Source organism: Leifsonia sp. 21MFCrub1.1 (assembly GCF_900107895.1).
Lineage (GTDB): Bacteria > Actinomycetota > Actinomycetes > Actinomycetales > Microbacteriaceae > Leifsonia > Leifsonia soli.
Map to the genome: position 1 here is coordinate 3,576,487 of NZ_LT629867.1, position 17,128 is coordinate 3,593,614.

A 17,128-nucleotide genomic window follows, 5' to 3' on the forward strand; every position below is an offset into this window, starting at 1 on the left:
GCAAAATGCCCGGCGATCGATTTCAAGGCCTACTCGGCACCGCTCCCCTCCCCCAGAATGAACGCTGTGAGCACCTACCGCCTCCAGATCTCCCCCACTTTCACCCTCCGCGACGCCACCCAGGTGCTCGACCACATCCGACGCCTCGGCGCCGACTGGGTCTATCTGTCGCCCCTCCTGGAGGCCGAGCCCGGTTCGATGCACGGCTACGACGTCGTCGACCACAGCCGCGTCGACGAAGCGCGGGGCGGTCCGGACGCGCTCCGCGAATTCGCCGACGCCGCCCACGCCCGGGGCCTGAAGGTACTCGTCGACATCGTCCCCAACCACATGGGCGTCGCGACGCCGGCGGTCAATGCGTGGTGGTGGGATGTGCTCGCTCACGGCCGGGACTCGCGTCACGCCTCTTTCTTCGACATCGACTGGGAGTTCGGCCACGGGCGACTCCGCCTTCCCGTCCTCGGCGACGGACCGGACGAGGAGGACGCCCTCCGCATCGAGGACGGCGAGCTGCGCTACTACGACCACCGCTTCCCCCTCGCGCCGGGCACCGGCGAGGGCACCCCGCGCGAGGTCCACGCCCGCCAGCACTACGAGCTGATGTCCTGGCGCCGCGCCGACGCCGAGCTCAACTACCGCCGCTTCTTCGCCGTCAACACGCTCGCCGGCCTCCGGGTCGAAGACCAGCAGGTGTTCGACGACACCCACCGCGAGATCGGCCGCTGGTTGAGCGAGGGGCTCGTCGACGGGCTCCGCGTGGACCATCCGGATGGCCTCCGCGACCCCGGTCAGTACCTCGAACGCCTGCGCGACCTCGCCGGTGACGCGCCGATCTGGGTCGAGAAGATCATCGAGGGCGACGAGCGGATGCCGGACTGGCCGGTGCAGGGCACCACCGGTTACGACGCCCTCGCCGTCATCGACCGCGTCTTCGTGGACCCGTCGGGCGAAGGGCCGCTGACCGCCCTGGCCGGGGAGCTCGACGACCGCGAGGAGAGCCAGGACTGGGTCGAGCTCGTGCACCGCCGCAAGCGCGCCGTCGCCGACGGCATCCTCCGCTCGGAGGTGCTCCGCGTGGTGCGCGAGCTCGGCGAGGGGACGGACGAGGAGGTCGCCGACGCCGTCGCCGAGCTGGCCGCCTGGTTCCCCGTGTACCGCAGCTACCTCCCCTACGGCGACGAGTACCTGGAGGAGGCCCGCCTGGCCGCCGCGGCGACGCGCCCCGACCTCGCGCCCGTCCTGGCTCGCATCGTCGACCGCCTGGGCGAGCGGTTCGAGCAGACCACGGGCGCGATCATGGCGAAGGGCGTCGAGGACAACGCCTTCTACCGATTCACCCGGCTCGTCTCGCTGACCGAGGTCGGCGCGGACCCCTCCGAGTTCGCGATCTCGCCGGAGGAGTTCCACCGCCGGCAGTCCGACCGCCAACGGCGCCTGCCCGAGTCGATGACGGCGCTCTCCACGCACGACACCAAGCGCGGCGAGGACACGCGGGCGCGCATCCACGTGCTCGCCGAGCTGCCGGGACGCTGGGAGCGGTTCCTGCGGACGGTTCGGGAGCGCGTCGGGTTCGGCGACGGCTCGCTGGAGAGCCTGCTGTGGCAGTCCGTCATCGGCGCGTGGCCCGCATCCCGCGAGCGTCTGCACGACTACGCGCTGAAGGCCGCGCGCGAGGCGGGGGCGTCGACCGGATGGACGGACCCGGACGAGGCGTTCGAGAAGCGGATGCTCGCCGCGATCGACGCAGCCTTCGACGACGAGCGCGTACGGGCCGAGGTGGAGGCGCTGGCGGCTGTCATCGAGGCCCCCGGCGCCAGCAACGGGCTCGGCGCCAAGCTGCTGCAGCTGATGGCGCCAGGCATCCCGGACGTGTACCAGGGCTCGGAGCGCTGGGAGCGCTCGCTGGTCGACCCCGACAACCGCCGTCCGGTCGAATTCGACGCGGCCGCCGGGCTCCTCGCCCACATCGACGAGGGATGGCAGCCCGCGGTCGACTCGTCGGGCGCGGCGAAGGAGCTGGTCACCGCGAAGGCGCTCCGCCTGCGCCGCGACCGGCCGGAGCTCTTCACCGGCTACCGTCCCGTCTACGCCGAGGGTTCGCGCGCCGGCCACCTCGTCGGCTTCGACCGGGGCGGCGCGATCGCCATCGCCACCCGCCTGCCGGTCGGGCTCTCCGCGACCGGAGGCTGGGCCGACACCACGATCGATCTGGAGGACCAGCGCATGCGCGACGAACTGACCGGGCGCGAGTTCTCCGGGCGCGTGCCGCTCGCCTCCCTGCTCGAGACCTACCCGGTCGCCCTGCTGGCGGTGATCCGGTGAGCGGCGGCGACCGGATGACGGGTGCCGACCGGCGTTTCCCCGTATGGGCACCCGGGGCCCGGTCGGTGGATGTAGTGCTCGGCGGCCTCGGCACCTTCCCGCTCACCCGCGTGCCCGCGTCGGACGCGAACCCGGCCGGCGGATGGTGGGAGCTCGCCGAGGCGCCGACGTTGCCGGCGGAGCCGCTCGACTACGGGTTCGTCGTCGACGGCGACGGCCCGTTCCCCGATCCGCGGTCGCGTCGGCAGCCGAACGGCGTGCACGACCTGAGCCGCGAGTTCGATCCGCGCGCCCGCGCCTGGGACGACGGCGCGTGGGAGGGCCGCGACCTCACGGGCGCGGTCGTCTACGAGCTGCACATCGGCACGTTCACGCCGGAGGGCACCCTCGACGCCGCGGCCGCCCGGCTCGACCACCTGATCGACCTCGGCGTCGACGCCATCGAGCTGCTCCCGGTGAACGCGTTCAACGGGACGCACAACTGGGGCTACGACGGCGTGCTCTGGTACGCCGTCCAGGAGCAGTACGGCGGACCGGAGGCGTACCAGCGCTTCGTGGAGGTGTGCCATCGTCGCGGTGTCGCCGTCATCCAGGACGTCGTGTACAACCACCTCGGGCCCAGCGGCAACTACCTGGGGAAGTTCGGTCCCTACCTCGGCCAGGGAGCCAGCACCTGGGGCGTGAACATCAACCTCGACGGCCCCCTGTCGGACGACGTGCGCCGGTACATCCTCGACAACGCCGAGTACTGGCTGCGCGAGATGCACGTGGACGGCCTGCGTCTGGACGCGGTGCACGCGCTCCAGGATCACAGCGCGACGCACCTGCTCGAGGAGCTGGCCATCCTCGCCGACGAGCTCGCCGGCGAGACCGGGCGCCCGCGCACCCTCATCGCGGAGAGCGATCTCAACGACCCCAAGCTCATCCGCACGCGCTCGCACCACGGCTACGGCCTCCACGCGCAGTGGGACGACGACGTGCACCACGCCATCCACGCGAATCTGAGCGGAGAGGACACCGGCTACTACGGCGACTTCGCCCGGCCGGAGGCGCTGGTGAAGGTGTTCCAGCGCGGCTTCTTCCACGACGGCACGTGGTCGAGCTTCCGCGAGCGCCATCACGGCCGGCCGCTCGACCCGGACATCCCGTTCACCCGCCTGGTGGTGTTCAGCCAGGACCACGACCAGATCGGCAACCGCGCCGTCGGCGACCGCCTCACCGCGACACTGGACCCCGGACGCCTCGCCGCGGCTGCCGCCCTCACCCTGCTCGGCCCGTTCACGCCCATGCTCTTCATGGGCGAGGAGTGGGCGGCGACGACCCCGTGGCAGTTCTTCACCTCCCACCCGGAGCCCGAACTCGGGAAGGCCACGGCGGAGGGACGCATCGCGGAGTTCGCCCGGATGGGATGGGACCCGGATGTCGTGCCCGACCCGCAGGACCCCGAGACCTTCCGGCGCTCCAAGCTCGACTGGTCGGAGCCGGAGCGTCCGGAGAACGCCCGCATGCTCGCCTGGTACCGCACGCTCACTGCACTGCGCCGCACGATCCCGGCCGATGCGCCCGCGACCGAGGTGGCGTACACAGACGGCGTCTTCCGGTTCCGCCGCGGTGAGCTGCTCGTGGAGGTGAGCCTGTCCGGCACAGGCCTCGGAGCTGCTCCAGCGGATGCGATCGCGGCATTCGACGAAGCGGTTCGCGCGACGCGACAGTAGGTGCGAGGTGGTACGCTTAGGTACCACTTGGTACTAGGAGCGAAAAATGGCCATGAATCTGCGGCTCGACACCGCCCACGAAGAACTGCTCGAAGCGCTTGCCCAGCAGGAGCACCGCACGAAGACAGAAGTCGTGAAGCTCGCCCTCGAAGAGCGAGCCGCTCAGCTCGACAAGAGCGCCCGCACGCGGGCGATCATGGACCGCATCCTCGACGAGGACGCGGCCCTGCTCGACGCCCTCTCCCGGTGACCGAGTATCTCGAGCCTCGCGATGTGCTGGGGTTGATGAGACAACTGGGTTTTAACGTTCGCGACAAGAATCTGCTGCTGTCGGCACTCGCCTCGCCCCTGCCCGTCTTCGGCGAGGAGATGTACGAGGGTGATATCGAGAAGGCGGCTGCGCTCCTCATCGCCCTCAATCGCAACCACCCGCTCGCCGACGGCAACAAGCGACTCGCCTGGATCGTGGCCAAGACCTTCCTCGCGCTCAACGGCCTGCACCTGACCAGCGAGCCGGTGCCGGAGGCGGACGCCTTCATTCGAAAGGTGGCCGACGGTGGCGTCGAAAACGACGAGGTCGTCCGGTGGCTGGAGTCTCGGATCTCGCCGTTGTAGCCGCGCGCCTAACGGTCCGCAACCCCCCTGTCAATGGCTGGATGCGCGTGTCACCCCGCAGGTATCGTGGCGTTCTACCGAACGGAGGCACCGTGTCCCGACCCTGCCCCCGGCTCCCCCGCCGGACCGCCCCTCGCGCACGCCGCTCGCAGGGGCCGGCCCTGTGACGGGCGCCTCCACGCCGTACCCGCTCGGGGTCACCCTGCGGGACGGCGGTGCGAACGTCGCCGTCTACAGCGAGCGGGCCGACAAGGTCATCGTCTCGATCTTCGACCACCGGGGCCGCGAGCGGCAGACCGTTCTCACCGAGCGCACCGGCCATGTCTTCCACGGCTTCGTCCCCGAACTCACCGCGGGTACGCGCTACGGGCTCCGCGTCGACGGCCCCTGGGACCCGGCCAACGGCCTCCGGTTCGCCCCCGCCAAGGTGCTGCTCGCCCCGCAGGCCCGCGCGGTCACGGGCTCGTGGGACAACACGCAGGCCGTGTTCGGCCACCAGCTCGGGCGCCCGAAGCGCCGCAGCGACACCAACGGCGCACGCCACGTCGCACTCGGCGTCGCCATCGACCCGCAGGAGTTCGACTGGGGCGACCACGAGCGCCCGCACACGCCGCTCAGCGAGACGATCATCTACGAGCTGCACGTGAAGGGCTTCACGAAGCTGATGGAGTGGGTGCCGGAGGAGTTCCGCGGCACCTACGCCGGGCTGGCGCATCCCGCCGCCGTCGAGTACCTCAAGAACCTCGGCGTCACCGCCGTCGAGCTGCTGCCCATCCACCAGTTCGTCCAGGATGCGCACCTGCTCGAGAAGGGGCTGCGCAACTACTGGGGTTACAACTCCATCGGCTTCTTCGCGCCGCACAACGAGTACTCCGCCACCGGCGACACCGGGCACCAGGTCGACGAGTTCAAGGGCATGGTCAAGGCTCTGCACGCGGCCGGGATCGAAGTCATCCTCGACGTGGTCTACAACCACACCGCCGAGGGCAACGACCTGGGGCCGACCTACAGCTTCAAGGGCATCGACAATCCGTCGTACTACCGGCTGGTCGAGGGGGACGCCGCCCACTACTTCGACACGACCGGCACCGGAAACAGCTTCAACGTGAGCCACCCGGCCGCGCTCCAGGTCATCATGGACTCGCTCCGCTACTGGGTCGAGGACATGCACATCGACGGCTTCCGCTTCGACCTGGCCACGACGCTGACCCGTCAGGGCGGCGACGCCAGCCTGCACAGCGCCTTCCTGACGCTCATCCAGCAGGACCCGACGCTCGCGCAGGTGAAGCTGATCGCCGAGCCGTGGGATGTCGCCGGCTACCAGCTGGGCGGGTTCCCGGCGGGCTGGTCCGAATGGAACGGCAAGTTCCGCGACGATGTCCGCGACTACTGGCGCGGCACGCCCGGCGTGCTGTCGACCCTCTCGCAGCGGGTGCTCGGCAGCCCGGACATCTACGAGGACTCTCGGCGCGCTCCGCTGTCGAGCGTCAACTTCGTCACCGCGCACGACGGCTTCACCCTCGCCGACCTCACCAGCTACAACGAGAAGCACAACGAGGCGAACGGCGAAGACAACCGCGACGGGGAGTCCGACAACCGGTCGAGCAACTACGGGGTCGAGGGGCCGACGGACGACGAGGGCATCAACGCCTTCCGCACGCGGCAGCGCAAGAACTTCCTCGCAACGGTACTGCTCTCCGCGGGCGTCCCGATGATCCTCGGCGGCGACGAGATCGGCCGCACCCAGCGGGGCAACAACAACGCCTACTGCCAGGACAACGAGATCTCCTGGTTCGACTGGCAGAACGCCGACTGGGAGCTCCACGAGTTCACCTCGAAGCTCATCCGCCTGCGGCGCAGCGAGCCGGCCCTCCGCCCGGAGTGGTACCGGCACGCGCCCGATGTCGGCGGTCCCGATGTCGTCTGCATCGTCCGGGCGGATGGCGAGCCCTTCGCGGACGAGGACTGGGCCGACCCGGAGGCGCGCTCCATCGCCTTCGAGCTGCGCCACGAGGGCGCGGACTCGTTCCTGCTGATGCTCAACGCGGCCGGCAACGGCGTCGAGTTCGTCCTCCCCGACGCGCGCGGCTCTCGGTGGGAGCTGGAGCTCTCCAGCGACCCCGAACTCGCTCTGGGGGACGGCGAGAGCGTCATCCTGGGAGAGTCGTCGTTCGCCCTGCTGAGGTCGCGGAACAGCTGATGCCCGAGTCCACCATCCCTGCGCTGCTCGGTCGCTACCGGCCGCAGCACGTCATCGGCCGCGGCGGGGAGGCCAGCATCTTCCGCGCGACCGACGAACTGCTCGGGCGCGAGGTCGCGATCAAGCTCTACCGCTCCGGTGGCGAGGAGGAGATGGCGCAGTACCGCACCGAGCAGGCGGCACTCGCGCGGCTCAGCCACCACGGCATCGTGTCGTTGATCGACGCGGGGATCGACTACTCGTCGCCGAAGGATCCGCGCCCGTTCCTCATCATGGAGCTGGTCTCGGGCACCGACCTCGCCAGCATGCTGGCCCAGCGGGAGCTGAGCCTGGAGGAGATCGCCGAGGTGGCCTACGACATCTCCGAGGCGCTGGAGTACGTGCACGCGAACGGGGTGGTGCACCGGGACATCAAGCCGTCGAACATCATGCTGGTCTCCTACGGCACGACGACCTTCCGCGCCCGGGCCCGGCTCACCGACTTCGGGATCGCCAGCGGCATCGTCGGCACGCCGTCCCAGCCGGACGAGGGCAAGACGACCGGCACGGCGGCCTACCTCAGCCCGGAGCAGGCCATGCGGCAGCCGGCGACGTCGGCGAGCGACATCTATTCGCTCGGGCTCGTCCTGCTGGAATGCTTCACCCGCTCGGTCGCCTATCCCGGAGGGGCGGTGGAGTCGGCGATGGCCCGGCTGGAGCACGAACCGCCGATCCCCGACGGCCTGCCGGACGACTGGTCGCGCATCCTCCACGCGATGACCACGACCGACCCCACCGGCCGCCCGACCGCGGAACAGCTGACGCCGCTGTTCCGCGAGGCGGTCATCTCGGCGGCCGGACTCCAGCAGCGTCCCTGACCGCGCGCATCGCCGGAAACGGAGGACCTTCGCGTCCTCAGCACCGCATCCACCTCCGTTCGGCCCATTCCGCCGGCGTGTCGACCCGCGGCACCTCCCTTTCGCGCAGGCCGACCGGTCAGCGCGCGCGTGCGGCCAGCGTCGCCGCGATGGTGTGCGGAACCGTCTCGTCCTGCAGGGAGGTCGTGTCGCCGAGCGGCCGGCCGTCGAACAGGTCCACCAGCAGCCGGCGCATGATCTTGCCCGACCGCGTCTTCGGGAGGTCGCCGACGATCACGATGTGCCGCGGCTTCGCGATCGCGCCGATCTCGCGCGTCACCTGGTCGCGGAGGTCCCCCTCCCCCGGCGCGTCGCCCGACGGCACGACGAACGCGGCGACGGCCTGGCCGGTGGTGTCGTCGCCCACGCCGACGACCGCGGCTTCGGCGACGCGTGGATGCGCGACCAGCGCCGACTCGATCTCGATCGTCGACAGGCGGTGACCGGAGACGTTGATCACGTCGTCGAGGCGGCCGAGCAGCCAGATGTATCCATCGTCGTCGACCGCCGCGCCGTCGCCGGCGAGGAAGTACCCGCGGTCGGCGTACGGCCGCCAGTACGAGTCGCGGTACCGCTCCGGGTCGCCCCACACGGTGCGCGACATCGCCGGCCAGGTGCCGTCGATGACGATCGAGCCGCCCGATCCGCGCGGAACATCCTCGCCGCGCTCGTCGACGACGCGGACGGTGACGCCGGGCACGGCGACAGTCGCCGACCCCGGCTTCAGCGCGGTCACCCCGGGAAGCGGCGCGACGATCGCCGCGCCCGACTCCGACTGCCACCAGGTGTCGACCACGGGCGCGCGTCCCGCCCCCAGATGCTCGCGGAACCAGACCCAGGCCTCCGGGTTGATGGCCTCGCCGACGGTGCCGAGCAGCCGGATGCTGGAGAGGTCCCACCGCTCGCCCGGCCCCTCCGGGAACCACGTCATGAAGGTGCGGATGAGAGTCGGCGCCGTGTAATACGTCGTCACCCCGTAGCGCTCGATGATCTCGAAGTGCCGGCCGGTGTGCGGGGTGTTCGGCGTTCCCTCGTAGATCACCGAGGTGGCGCCGTTCGACAGCGGGCCGTACAGCACGTACGTGTGGGCGGTCACCCAGGCGAGGTCGGCCGTGCACCAGTACACGTCGTCGTCCTTCGCGTCGAAGAGGGCCCAGTGGCTCCACGACGCCTGCGTCAGATAGCCGCCCGTGGTGTGGACGACGCCCTTCGGCCGGCCCGTCGTCCCCGACGTGTAGATGATGAAGAGCGGGGTCTCGGCGTCGAAGAACTCGGGCTCGTGCACGTCCGGAGCGGTCTCGACCACGTCGTGCCACCACACGTCGCGGCCCGGCGTCCACGGCACGTCGGGGGTCAGTTCTCCCGTGCGCCGCACCACGAGCACGTGCTGGATCGCGTTGTCGCCGGCGACGGCCGCATCCGCGTTCGCCTTGACCGGGACGGCGGCCCCGCGGCGGAACTGCCCGTCCGAAGTGACCAGGAGCTTTGCGCCCGTGTCCTCGACCCGGAAGCGCAGCGCCTCCGCCGAGAAGCCGCCGAAGACGAGCGAGTGGATGGCACCCACCCGTGCGATCGCCAGCGTGATGACGACCGTCTCGGGGATGACGGGGAGGTACACGACGACGCGGTCGCCCTTCCCGACGCCCAGCGCCGTGAGGGCGTTCGCCGCCTGCGCCACCCGGCGCTGCAGGTCGGCGTAGGTGATGGTCTCGCGGTCGCCCGGCTCGCCCTCGAAGTACAGGGCGACGCGGTCGCCCCGGCCGGCGGCGACGTGCCGGTCGACGCAGGTGACGGCGGCGTTGAGCCGTCCGCCGGCGAACCACTCCGCGCGCGGGACGGTCAGCTCGCCGTCGTCGCCCGGCGCCGCCGGCTCCCATGTGTGGGCCGTGTGCCAGGGCTCCGCCCAGTCGAGGCGGGCGGCCTGACGCTCCCAGAAGGCCACCGGGTCGGCGGCGGCCTCGGCGAACACGGAGGCGTCGACGTTCGCCTGCGCCGCGAACTCCTCGGAGGGCCGGTACAGCCGCGTCTCGCGGCCGAGGTTCTCGATCGGGCTGGTCACCCTCCGACGCTATCCGCCCCTCGCCGCGGGCTCCTCCGCCCGCGCAACCTTCCGTAACCCGCCGTCGAGTACGCGAAGTTTGCACGCGCCGACGGCGTTTCGTGTGCAGTTTGTGCGTACTCGACGGCGGGCGGGCGGCTCAAGCGCCGACGTAGCGGGCGAGGTGCTCGCCGGTGAGGGTGGAACGCGCGGCGACCAGGTCGGCGGGGGTGCCCTCGAAGACGAGGCGGCCACCGTCGTGTCCGGCCCCAGGACCGAGGTCGATGATCCAGTCGGCGTGCGCCATCACGGCCTGATGGTGCTCGATCACGATCACCGACTTGCCCCCGTCGACCAGCCGGTCGAGCAGCCCGAGCAGCTGCTCGACGTCCGCCAGGTGGAGGCCGGTCGTCGGCTCGTCGAGCACGTACACGCCGCCCTTCTCCGCCATGTGCGTCGCCAGCCTGAGGCGCTGCCGCTCGCCGCCCGAGAGGGTGGTGAGCGGCTGGCCGATCGTCAGGTATCCGAGCCCGACATCCGACAGCCGCTGCAGGATGGCGTGCGCCGCAGGCAGCTTCGCCTCACCTCCCGCGAAGAACTCCTCCGCCTCCGTGACCGGCATGGCGAGCACCTCGCTGATGTCACGGCCGCCGAGCCGGTACTCCAGCACGGACTCGTCGAAGCGCTTGCCCTCGCACACCTCGCACACGGTGGAGACACCGGCCATGACGCCGAGGTCGGTGAAGATCACGCCGGCGCCGTTGCAGTTCGGGCAGGCGCCCTCCGAGTTGGCGCTGAACAGCGCGGGCTTCACGCCGTTGGCCTTGGCGAACGCCTTCCGGATGGGCTCCAGCATCCCCGTGTACGTCGCCGGGTTGCTGCGGCGCGACCCGCGGATCGCCCCCTGGTCGACGGAGACGACGCCCTCCCGCGGTGCGACGGAGCCGTGGATGAGGGAGCTCTTCCCCGACCCGGCGACCCCGGTGACGACCACCAGCACGCCGAGCGGGATGTCCACATCCACGCCCTGGAGGTTGTGCTCGGAGGCGCCGCGCACCTCGAGCGCCCCCTTCGGCGCCCGCACCGTCTCCTTCAGGTGCGCGCGGTCGTCGAGGTGCCGCCCGGTGAGGGTGCCACTAGAGCGGAGTTCGTCCACAGTGCCGGTGAAGACGACCTCGCCGCCCGCCGAGCCCGCGTGCGGCCCCAGGTCGACGACATGGTCAGCGATCGCGATCGCCTCCGGCTTGTGCTCGACCACGAGCACCGTGTTGCCCTTGTCGCGCAGCTGCAGCAGCAGCTCGTTCATCCGCTGGATGTCGTGCGGATGCAGCCCGACCGTCGGCTCGTCGAAGACATACGTGACGTCGGTGAGCGACGATCCCAGGTGGCGGATCATCTTGGTGCGCTGGGCCTCGCCGCCCGACAGCGTGCCGGACGGCCGGTCGAGCGAGAGGTAGCCGAGGCCGATGTCGACGAAAGAGTCGAGCAGGTGCTGGAGGTTCTTCAGCAGCGGCCCGACGGTCGGCTCGTCGAGCCCGCGCACCCAGTCCGACAGGTCGGTGATCTGCATCGCGCAGGCATCGGCGATGCTGATCCCTGCGATCTTCGACGACCGCGCGCCCTCGCTCAGCCGGGTGCCGCCGCACTCCGGACAGGTCGCGAAGGCGACGGCCCGCTCCACGAACGCCCGGATGTGCGGCTGCATCGCGTCGACATCCTTCGACAGCATCGACTTCTGGACCTTGGGGACGAGCCCCTCGTAGGTCATGTTGATGCCCTCGATCTTCACCTTGACCGGCTCTTTGTAGAGGAAGTCCTGCCGCTCCCGCTCGGTGAACTCGCGGATCGGCTTGTCCGAGGGAACGAAGCCCGAGCTGCCGATGATCCGCACCGCCCAGCCGTCCGCCGTGTAGCCGGGGATGGTGATGGCGCCCTCGGCGAGCGACTTGCTGTCGTCGAACAGCTGGGTGAGGTCGATGTCGCTCACGCTGCCCATCCCCTCGCACCGCGGGCACATGCCGCCCAGCTGCGCGAACTCGCGCGACTCCGTCTTGCCGCCGACCGTGATCGCACCGCGGCCGGTGACCGACGGGATGTTGAACGAGAAGGCCTGCGGCGAGCCGATGTGCGGCCGGCCGAGCCTGCTGAACAGGATGCGGAGCATGGCGTTCGCGTCGGTCACGGTGCCGACCGTCGAGCGCGCGTTGGCGCCCATCCGCTCCTGGTCGACGATGATCGCGGTCGTGAGCCCTTCGAGCACGTCGACGTCCGGCCGCGCCAGCGACGGCATGAAGCCCTGCACGAACGCGCTGTAGGTCTCGTTGATCATGCGCTGCGACTCGGCGGCGATCGTCCCGAACACCAGCGAGCTCTTCCCCGAGCCCGAGACGCCGGTGAACACGGTCAGCCGCCGCTTGGGCAGTTCCACGCTGACGTCTTTCAGGTTGTTCTCCCGCGCCCCCTGGACGCGGATGAGATCGTGGCTGTCGGCCGCTGCGGTCATGTCGAATCCCTCCGTCGAACGCGACCCACGATATATCAGGCGGTCGTTTCTGCGGCCAGGATGCGGTAGCGCAGCCGCGCGAACTGGCCGACGGCCTCCGCGGATTCGAGGTGCAGGCGGTCGGACTCCACGCGGCGCGGGAAGAGCGGAGCGCCCCCGGCGAGCGCGACCGGCGCGATCGACACCGCCAGCTCGTCCAGCGCCCCGGCATCGAAGAACTGGCCGGCCAGGTCGCCCCCGCCGACGACCCAGATGTCGCCGTCGCCCGCCGCCTCGCGGATCGCGGGAAGCGCCTCCGCCACCGAGCCGGAGACGAACCGGATGTCGGCGCCGTCGGGCACCGGCAGCTCGCGGTGCGTGAACACGAAGGTCGGACGCGTGCCGTGGAACTCCTGCCACTTCTCCGGCGCCTCGAGGATGCCGCTCTCACGCAGCACCCACTCGTACGTGGTGCGCCCCTCCACCATCACCGTCGCACCCTGAGGGAGGAGGCCCTCGTCCGGCTCCTCCCCGCCCGGCACCGCGAACAGCCAGGACAGCGAGTCGTGCTCATCGGCGATCCACCCGTTGATGGTCGCGGCCGTGTCGAAGACGATTCTCCCCATGCGACGAACGCTACCGGGCACCGCCGACACGGTGGGAGCATGGTCCGCATGGACCCCGTCGACGCGCTGAACGAGATCGCCTTCTGGCTGGAGCGGGAGCTCGCGCCGAGCTTCAAGGTGCAGGCCTTCCGGCGCGCCGCCGCCATCATCGCCCCGTTCGACGCGGACGAGCTCGCCGAACGCGTCGCCGACGGACGGCTCAAGCGCACGAAGGGCATCGGCGACCGCACCTTCCAGGTCATCGCGCAGGCGGTGGACGGCGATGTCCCCGATTACCTGGCCGACCTCCGCGAACACAACGCGCAGCCGCTCGAGACGGCGGGAGCCGACCTGCTCGCCCAGCTCCGCGGCGACCTGCACAGCCACACCGAGTGGTCCGACGGGACCGTCCCCATCGAGGTCATGGCTGCTGCTGCTGCGACCCTCGGGCGCGAATACCAGGCGATCACCGACCACTCCCCGACCCTCACGGTGGCGAGCGGCCTCAGCGCCGAGCGGCTGGAGGAGCAGCTGGACGTCATCGCCGGCCTCGACACCGGTTCGGTGACCCTGCTCCGCGGGATCGAGGTCGACATCCTGGAGGACGGCACGCTCGACCAGACGCCCGACCTGCTCGGCCGGTTGGATGTCGTGGTCGGCAGCGTCCACTCCAAGCTGCGCTCCGACAAGCGGACGATGACGAAGCGGATGCTGGGCGGCATCCGCGATCCGCACACGAACGTCCTCGGCCACTGCACCGGCCGGCTCGTGCAGGGGTCGCGCGGCACGCGCCCGCCGTCGGAGTTCGACGCGGACGCCGTCTTCGCCGCGTGCGTCGAGAACCAGGTCGCCGTCGAGATCAACTCGCGGCCGGAGCGCCAGGACCCGCCGGACGACCTTATCCAGCGCGCCCTCGATGCTGGATGCTTCTTCGCGATCGACACCGATGCGCACGCGCCCGGCCAGCTCGACTTCCTCGCGTACGGCGCCGCGCGCGCCGCCGCGAACGGCGTCCCCGCCGACCGGATCATCACCACCTGGCCGCTGGATCGCCTGCGCACCTGGCTCGCCAAGTCCTGACCCCATCGAGGGGTGACATCACGTCACGACTCGGCCCGAATTCGGACATCGGGTCACGACTCGATGCCGGTCAGAGTCCCCAAGCGGAGGCGGGGGCCTGCACGATCTCGACCGGGCGCGTGCTCCAGTGGGTGCCGTTGCCGTAGTGGCTGGTCGCCCACGGCGACGCCCAGATGGCGGAGGCGGTCGCGTCGGCGGACGTGCCTGCCTCGAGCCCGGCCACGATGCCCGGGTAGCCGCGCTGGAGGTTCTTCGCGCAGTACTCCGCCGCCGTGATCAGGTCCGGATAGCTTCCGAGACCCGCGCCACCGCCCGATCCGTAACCGTTGTTGAGAGGATTGTTACGGTTCCACCAGTCCGGCGGCCCGTTCTCCTGGCGCATCCAGCGCAGCATCACGGTCACATTCGCGTCGGTCTGGGGCCAGCCGCCGAACATCAGCACCAGCTTCGCCCAGGCCTCGTTCGTGCCGACGCGCGCGAGCGTCTGCAGACCGTCGGTCGCGCTGAGGTCCTCGCGGTTGACCACGGGCGCGGCGATCGTCGCATCCACCAGCAGCTGCTGCGCGGGCGCCGGCGGGGTCGTGTCGGCCGTTCCGTCGCCCGGCGCGAGCGTCGTCGACGGGGCGACGAGCAGGGTGGATGCGAGGGCGTCGTCCGTCGGGACGATCGAGAACCCGCAGACCAGGCCGACGACCGCGAGGGTCACGCCGATCCGGTGCTGCAGCGGCAGCAGGGGCCGCCGCCGCGACTTCGGAAGCCGGATCCGCACCCGCTGCGACGGCACAGCGGCGCTACGGCCTGCCGAGCGGCGGCCGCGAGGGCGAAGGGGGGCGGATGCGGGGGGCATACCAGAGGAAGGCTACCAGCGTCCGGTTGGAACACCACCGGGAGAGCCGTCAGCGCGTGACGTCGTTGAGCCGGGCGAGCAGTTCGGCCAGGCGCCGCACATCCTCTTCGCCCCAACGCCGGAGGCCCCGGTACAGCGTCGCCTGATCGGCGGCACGCACCTCGTCGACCTTCTCAATCGCCTCGGGAGTCGCCGCGATGAAGCTGGCGCGCCGGTCGGTGGGGTCGGTCTTGCGCTCGATGAAGCCCATGTCCTCGAGCAGCTTCACCTGCCGGCTGATCACGCTCTTGTCGGTGTACAGCATGGCGGCGAGCGCGCCCGCGTGGATGGGACCGCTGCGCACGATCGTCGTCAGCAGCTTGTAGCCGCCCGGCTGCAGATCCGGGTGGATGCGCTCCGCCCGATCGCGCATCGCGGTGCCGACCTGGTTGAACAGCCGGGTGAACTGCTCCTCCACGTCGGAGATGGCCGCATCGCTCGCCGGTTCCGGTGCGGCGGGAAGGGTGGCGGCGGAACCCGCCGCCACCCGATCCGTGTTGTCCATGGCCGCGATCATAACGTGGCCGTCGAGCGCCCGTTCCCAGCGGTGCCCTCACCGGCGTCCCCGCGGACGGCGGCGACCGATCCGGTGGCCGGGGCGCCGATGAGGGCCTCCGCCACCTCCATCGCGTTCTCCTCTGCGGCCTCGAGCGGCGTCTCGCCGTTCTCTTCGCGCATCCGCTCGATCGCCGTCTTGCTTCCCAGCGTGATGTTGGGGAGGAAGAGGATGGCGATCACCGAGATGATCGCGAGCGGGACGGCGACCAGGAAGATGCCGGCGACGGCCTGGCCGTAGACCGACTCGACGATGGTCCGGATCGGCACCGGGAGGGTGTTGACCTCGGGGAGGGTCCCGCTCTGCAGAGACTTCGCGGCCGCGACGCCCTTCGCGCCGAGCTTGGCGACGGCGGTCAGGAGCTCCTGGTGGCGGTCGGCCATCATGTCCTTCACCGCGGTGCCCAGAAGGGATCCCATCACCGAGACGCCGATGGTGCCGCCGAGGCTGCGGAAGAACGCCACGTTCGAACTCGCCGCGCCGAGCTGGTCGGGACGGACCGTGTTCTGGACGATGAGCACCAGGTTCTGCATCACCATGCCGACACCGGCGCCCAGCACGAGCATGTACAGCGACACGAGCCAGTAGTTCGTGTCGTACTCGATCGTGCTCATCAGGTACAGCCCGGCGGTGAGCAGGAGGGAGCCGACGATCATGAAGCCCTTCCACTTGCCGAACCGGCTGATGAGGTTACCCACGATCATGGAGGAGAGCAGCAAGCCGAGGATCATCGGCAGGGTCAGCAGACCGGACTCCGTCGGCGTCGCCCCACGAGCGAGCTGCATGTACTGCCCGAGGAAGACGGACGTTCCGAACATCGCGACGCCGACCGAGATGGAGGCGATCACGGCGAGCGTGAAGGTGCGGTTCTTGAACATCCCGAGCGGGATGATCGGCTCCTTGACCACGAGTTCGGTCACGATGGTCGCGATGATGAGCGCGATCGAGCCTCCGACCATCCACATGGTCTCGGCACTCCACCAGTCGAAGTTCTTGCCTGCGAGCGAGACCCAGATGAGCAGGAGCGAGACGCCGGCCGCGAGGAAGATCGCGCCGAGGTAGTCGATGCGCACCTTCCGCGCCGGCCGCTTCGGGAGGCGCAGGGTGACCTGGAGCAGGATGATCGCGGCGACCGCGACGGGAACGCCGACGAAGAAGTTCCAGCGCCATCCGACCGAGTCGGTGAGCAGGCCGCCGATCAGCGGACCGCCGACCGTTCCGACGGCCATGACGCCGCCGAAGAGGCCCATGTAGCGGCCGCGCTCGCGCGGGCTGATGATGTCGGCCATGATGATCTGGCTGAGCGCGGTCAGACCGCCGGCGCCGAGCCCCTGGATGACGCGGAAGCCGATGAGCATGCTGGTGTCCTGCGAGAACCCGGCCATCGCCGATCCCGCGACGAAGATCACGAGGGCGAGCTGGATGAGCAGCTTGCGGTTGAGCAGGTCGGCGAGCTTGCCCCAGATGGGCGTCGAGACCGTCGTCGCGAGCAGCGTGCTGGTGACGACCCAGGTGTATGCGGTCTGGTCGCCGTGCAGCTCCGAGATGATCCGGGGCATCGAGGTCGACACGACCGTGCCCGCGAGGATCGAGACGAACATCCCGAGCAGGAGTCCGGAAAGGGACTCGAGCACCTGCCGGTGCGACATCGCGACCGGTGACCCGTCCCTGGAGAGCGTTGTTGACATGTGGATCCTTCGCACAATTGGTTGACGACGATCAACCATATATGA

Annotated in this window: 13 protein-coding genes; 7 read left to right on the top strand and 6 right to left on the bottom strand. The window is 70.2% G+C overall.

Annotation, left to right across the window (positions count from 1 at the left end):
- The first annotated feature begins 57 nt into the window (after window positions 1-57).
- From treY to BLW09_RS16915, 6 genes are all read left to right on the top strand, one after another.
- Window positions 58-2,322 (top strand): malto-oligosyltrehalose synthase, encoded by a 2,265-nt coding sequence (gene treY, locus BLW09_RS16890; RefSeq protein WP_089915450.1) that lies wholly within the window; start codon window positions 58-60, stop codon window positions 2,320-2,322.
- A gap of 14 nt (window positions 2,323-2,336) precedes the next feature.
- On the top strand, window positions 2,337-4,037 hold the full coding sequence (gene treZ / locus BLW09_RS16895; protein ID WP_089917045.1) for a malto-oligosyltrehalose trehalohydrolase: 1,701 nt from the start codon (window positions 2,337-2,339) through the stop codon (window positions 4,035-4,037).
- A 46-nt stretch (window positions 4,038-4,083) separates the two neighbouring features.
- Window positions 4,084-4,287, top strand: coding sequence for a hypothetical protein (locus tag BLW09_RS16900; RefSeq protein WP_089915453.1), 204 nt, complete (start codon window positions 4,084-4,086; stop codon window positions 4,285-4,287).
- Complete coding sequence (locus tag BLW09_RS16905; RefSeq protein ID WP_089915456.1) at window positions 4,284-4,652, top strand: type II toxin-antitoxin system death-on-curing family toxin; 369 nt, start codon at window positions 4,284-4,286, stop codon at window positions 4,650-4,652. Before BLW09_RS16900 ends, BLW09_RS16905 begins: the two co-directional genes overlap by 4 nt.
- Window positions 4,653-4,815: 163 nt before the next feature.
- Window positions 4,816-6,852 (top strand): glycogen debranching protein GlgX, encoded by a 2,037-nt coding sequence (glgX, locus tag BLW09_RS16910; protein ID WP_089915459.1) that lies wholly within the window; start codon window positions 4,816-4,818, stop codon window positions 6,850-6,852.
- Window positions 6,852-7,709 (top strand): serine/threonine-protein kinase, encoded by an 858-nt coding sequence (locus tag BLW09_RS16915; protein ID WP_089915462.1) that lies wholly within the window; start codon window positions 6,852-6,854, stop codon window positions 7,707-7,709. The genes glgX and BLW09_RS16915 overlap by 1 nt, the downstream gene beginning before the upstream one ends.
- Window positions 7,710-7,827: 118 nt before the next feature.
- Here the strand turns inward: BLW09_RS16915 and acs are convergent, their stop codons facing one another.
- The 3 genes from acs to BLW09_RS16930 form a co-directional block, all read right to left on the bottom strand.
- Window positions 7,828-9,807, bottom strand: coding sequence for an acetate--CoA ligase (acs, locus tag BLW09_RS16920; protein ID WP_089915465.1), 1,980 nt, complete (start codon window positions 9,805-9,807; stop codon window positions 7,828-7,830).
- 139 nt (window positions 9,808-9,946) lie between these two features.
- The gene (locus BLW09_RS16925) at window positions 9,947-12,289 is read right to left on the bottom strand and encodes an ATP-binding cassette domain-containing protein (protein WP_089915468.1); all 2,343 of its coding nucleotides are present in this window, start codon (window positions 12,287-12,289) and stop codon (window positions 9,947-9,949) included.
- Between the two features lie 35 nt (window positions 12,290-12,324).
- Window positions 12,325-12,894, bottom strand: coding sequence for a dihydrofolate reductase family protein (locus tag BLW09_RS16930; RefSeq protein WP_089915471.1), 570 nt, complete (start codon window positions 12,892-12,894; stop codon window positions 12,325-12,327).
- 48 nt (window positions 12,895-12,942) lie between these two features.
- Here BLW09_RS16930 and BLW09_RS16935 point away from each other — a divergent pair, with 48 nt between their 5' ends.
- Complete coding sequence (locus tag BLW09_RS16935; RefSeq protein WP_089917048.1) at window positions 12,943-13,953, top strand: PHP domain-containing protein; 1,011 nt, start codon at window positions 12,943-12,945, stop codon at window positions 13,951-13,953.
- A gap of 70 nt (window positions 13,954-14,023) precedes the next feature.
- Here BLW09_RS16935 and BLW09_RS16940 read toward each other — a convergent pair whose 3' ends face one another.
- The 3 genes from BLW09_RS16940 to BLW09_RS16950 form a co-directional block, all read right to left on the bottom strand.
- Window positions 14,024-14,737, bottom strand: coding sequence for a hypothetical protein (locus BLW09_RS16940; protein ID WP_089915474.1), 714 nt, complete (start codon window positions 14,735-14,737; stop codon window positions 14,024-14,026).
- Window positions 14,738-14,849: 112 nt separating this feature from the next.
- Window positions 14,850-15,344: a MarR family winged helix-turn-helix transcriptional regulator gene (locus tag BLW09_RS16945; RefSeq protein WP_231946927.1), complete on the bottom strand. Its 495-nt coding sequence runs from the start codon at window positions 15,342-15,344 to the stop codon at window positions 14,850-14,852.
- An 8-nt stretch (window positions 15,345-15,352) separates the two neighbouring features.
- Window positions 15,353-17,044 (bottom strand): MDR family MFS transporter, encoded by a 1,692-nt coding sequence (locus BLW09_RS16950; protein ID WP_089915479.1) that lies wholly within the window; start codon window positions 17,042-17,044, stop codon window positions 15,353-15,355.
- Between the last annotated feature and the right edge of the window lie 84 nt (window positions 17,045-17,128).

What these genes read in the sequence shown, in the direction of transcription:
- BLW09_RS16900 (WP_089915453.1), top strand. Translation starts at nt 4,084, where the DNA reads ATGGCCATGAATCTGCGGCTCGACACCGCCCACGAAGAACTGCTCGAA.
- BLW09_RS16915 (WP_089915462.1), top strand. Translation starts at nt 6,852, where the DNA reads ATGCCCGAGTCCACCATCCCTGCGCTGCTCGGTCGCTACCGGCCGCAG.
- BLW09_RS16930 (WP_089915471.1), bottom strand. Translation starts at nt 12,894, where the DNA reads ATGGGGAGAATCGTCTTCGACACGGCCGCGACCATCAACGGGTGGATC.
- BLW09_RS16945 (WP_231946927.1), bottom strand. Translation starts at nt 15,344, where the DNA reads ATGGACAACACGGATCGGGTGGCGGCGGGTTCCGCCGCCACCCTTCCC.
- BLW09_RS16925 (WP_089915468.1), bottom strand. Translation starts at nt 12,289, where the DNA reads ATGACCGCAGCGGCCGACAGCCACGATCTCATCCGCGTCCAGGGGGCG.
- BLW09_RS16935 (WP_089917048.1), top strand. Translation starts at nt 12,943, where the DNA reads ATGGACCCCGTCGACGCGCTGAACGAGATCGCCTTCTGGCTGGAGCGG.
- BLW09_RS16950 (WP_089915479.1), bottom strand. Translation starts at nt 17,044, where the DNA reads ATGTCGCACCGGCAGGTGCTCGAGTCCCTTTCCGGACTCCTGCTCGGG.
- treY (WP_089915450.1), top strand. Translation starts at nt 58, where the DNA reads ATGAACGCTGTGAGCACCTACCGCCTCCAGATCTCCCCCACTTTCACC.
- treZ (WP_089917045.1), top strand. Translation starts at nt 2,337, where the DNA reads ATGACGGGTGCCGACCGGCGTTTCCCCGTATGGGCACCCGGGGCCCGG.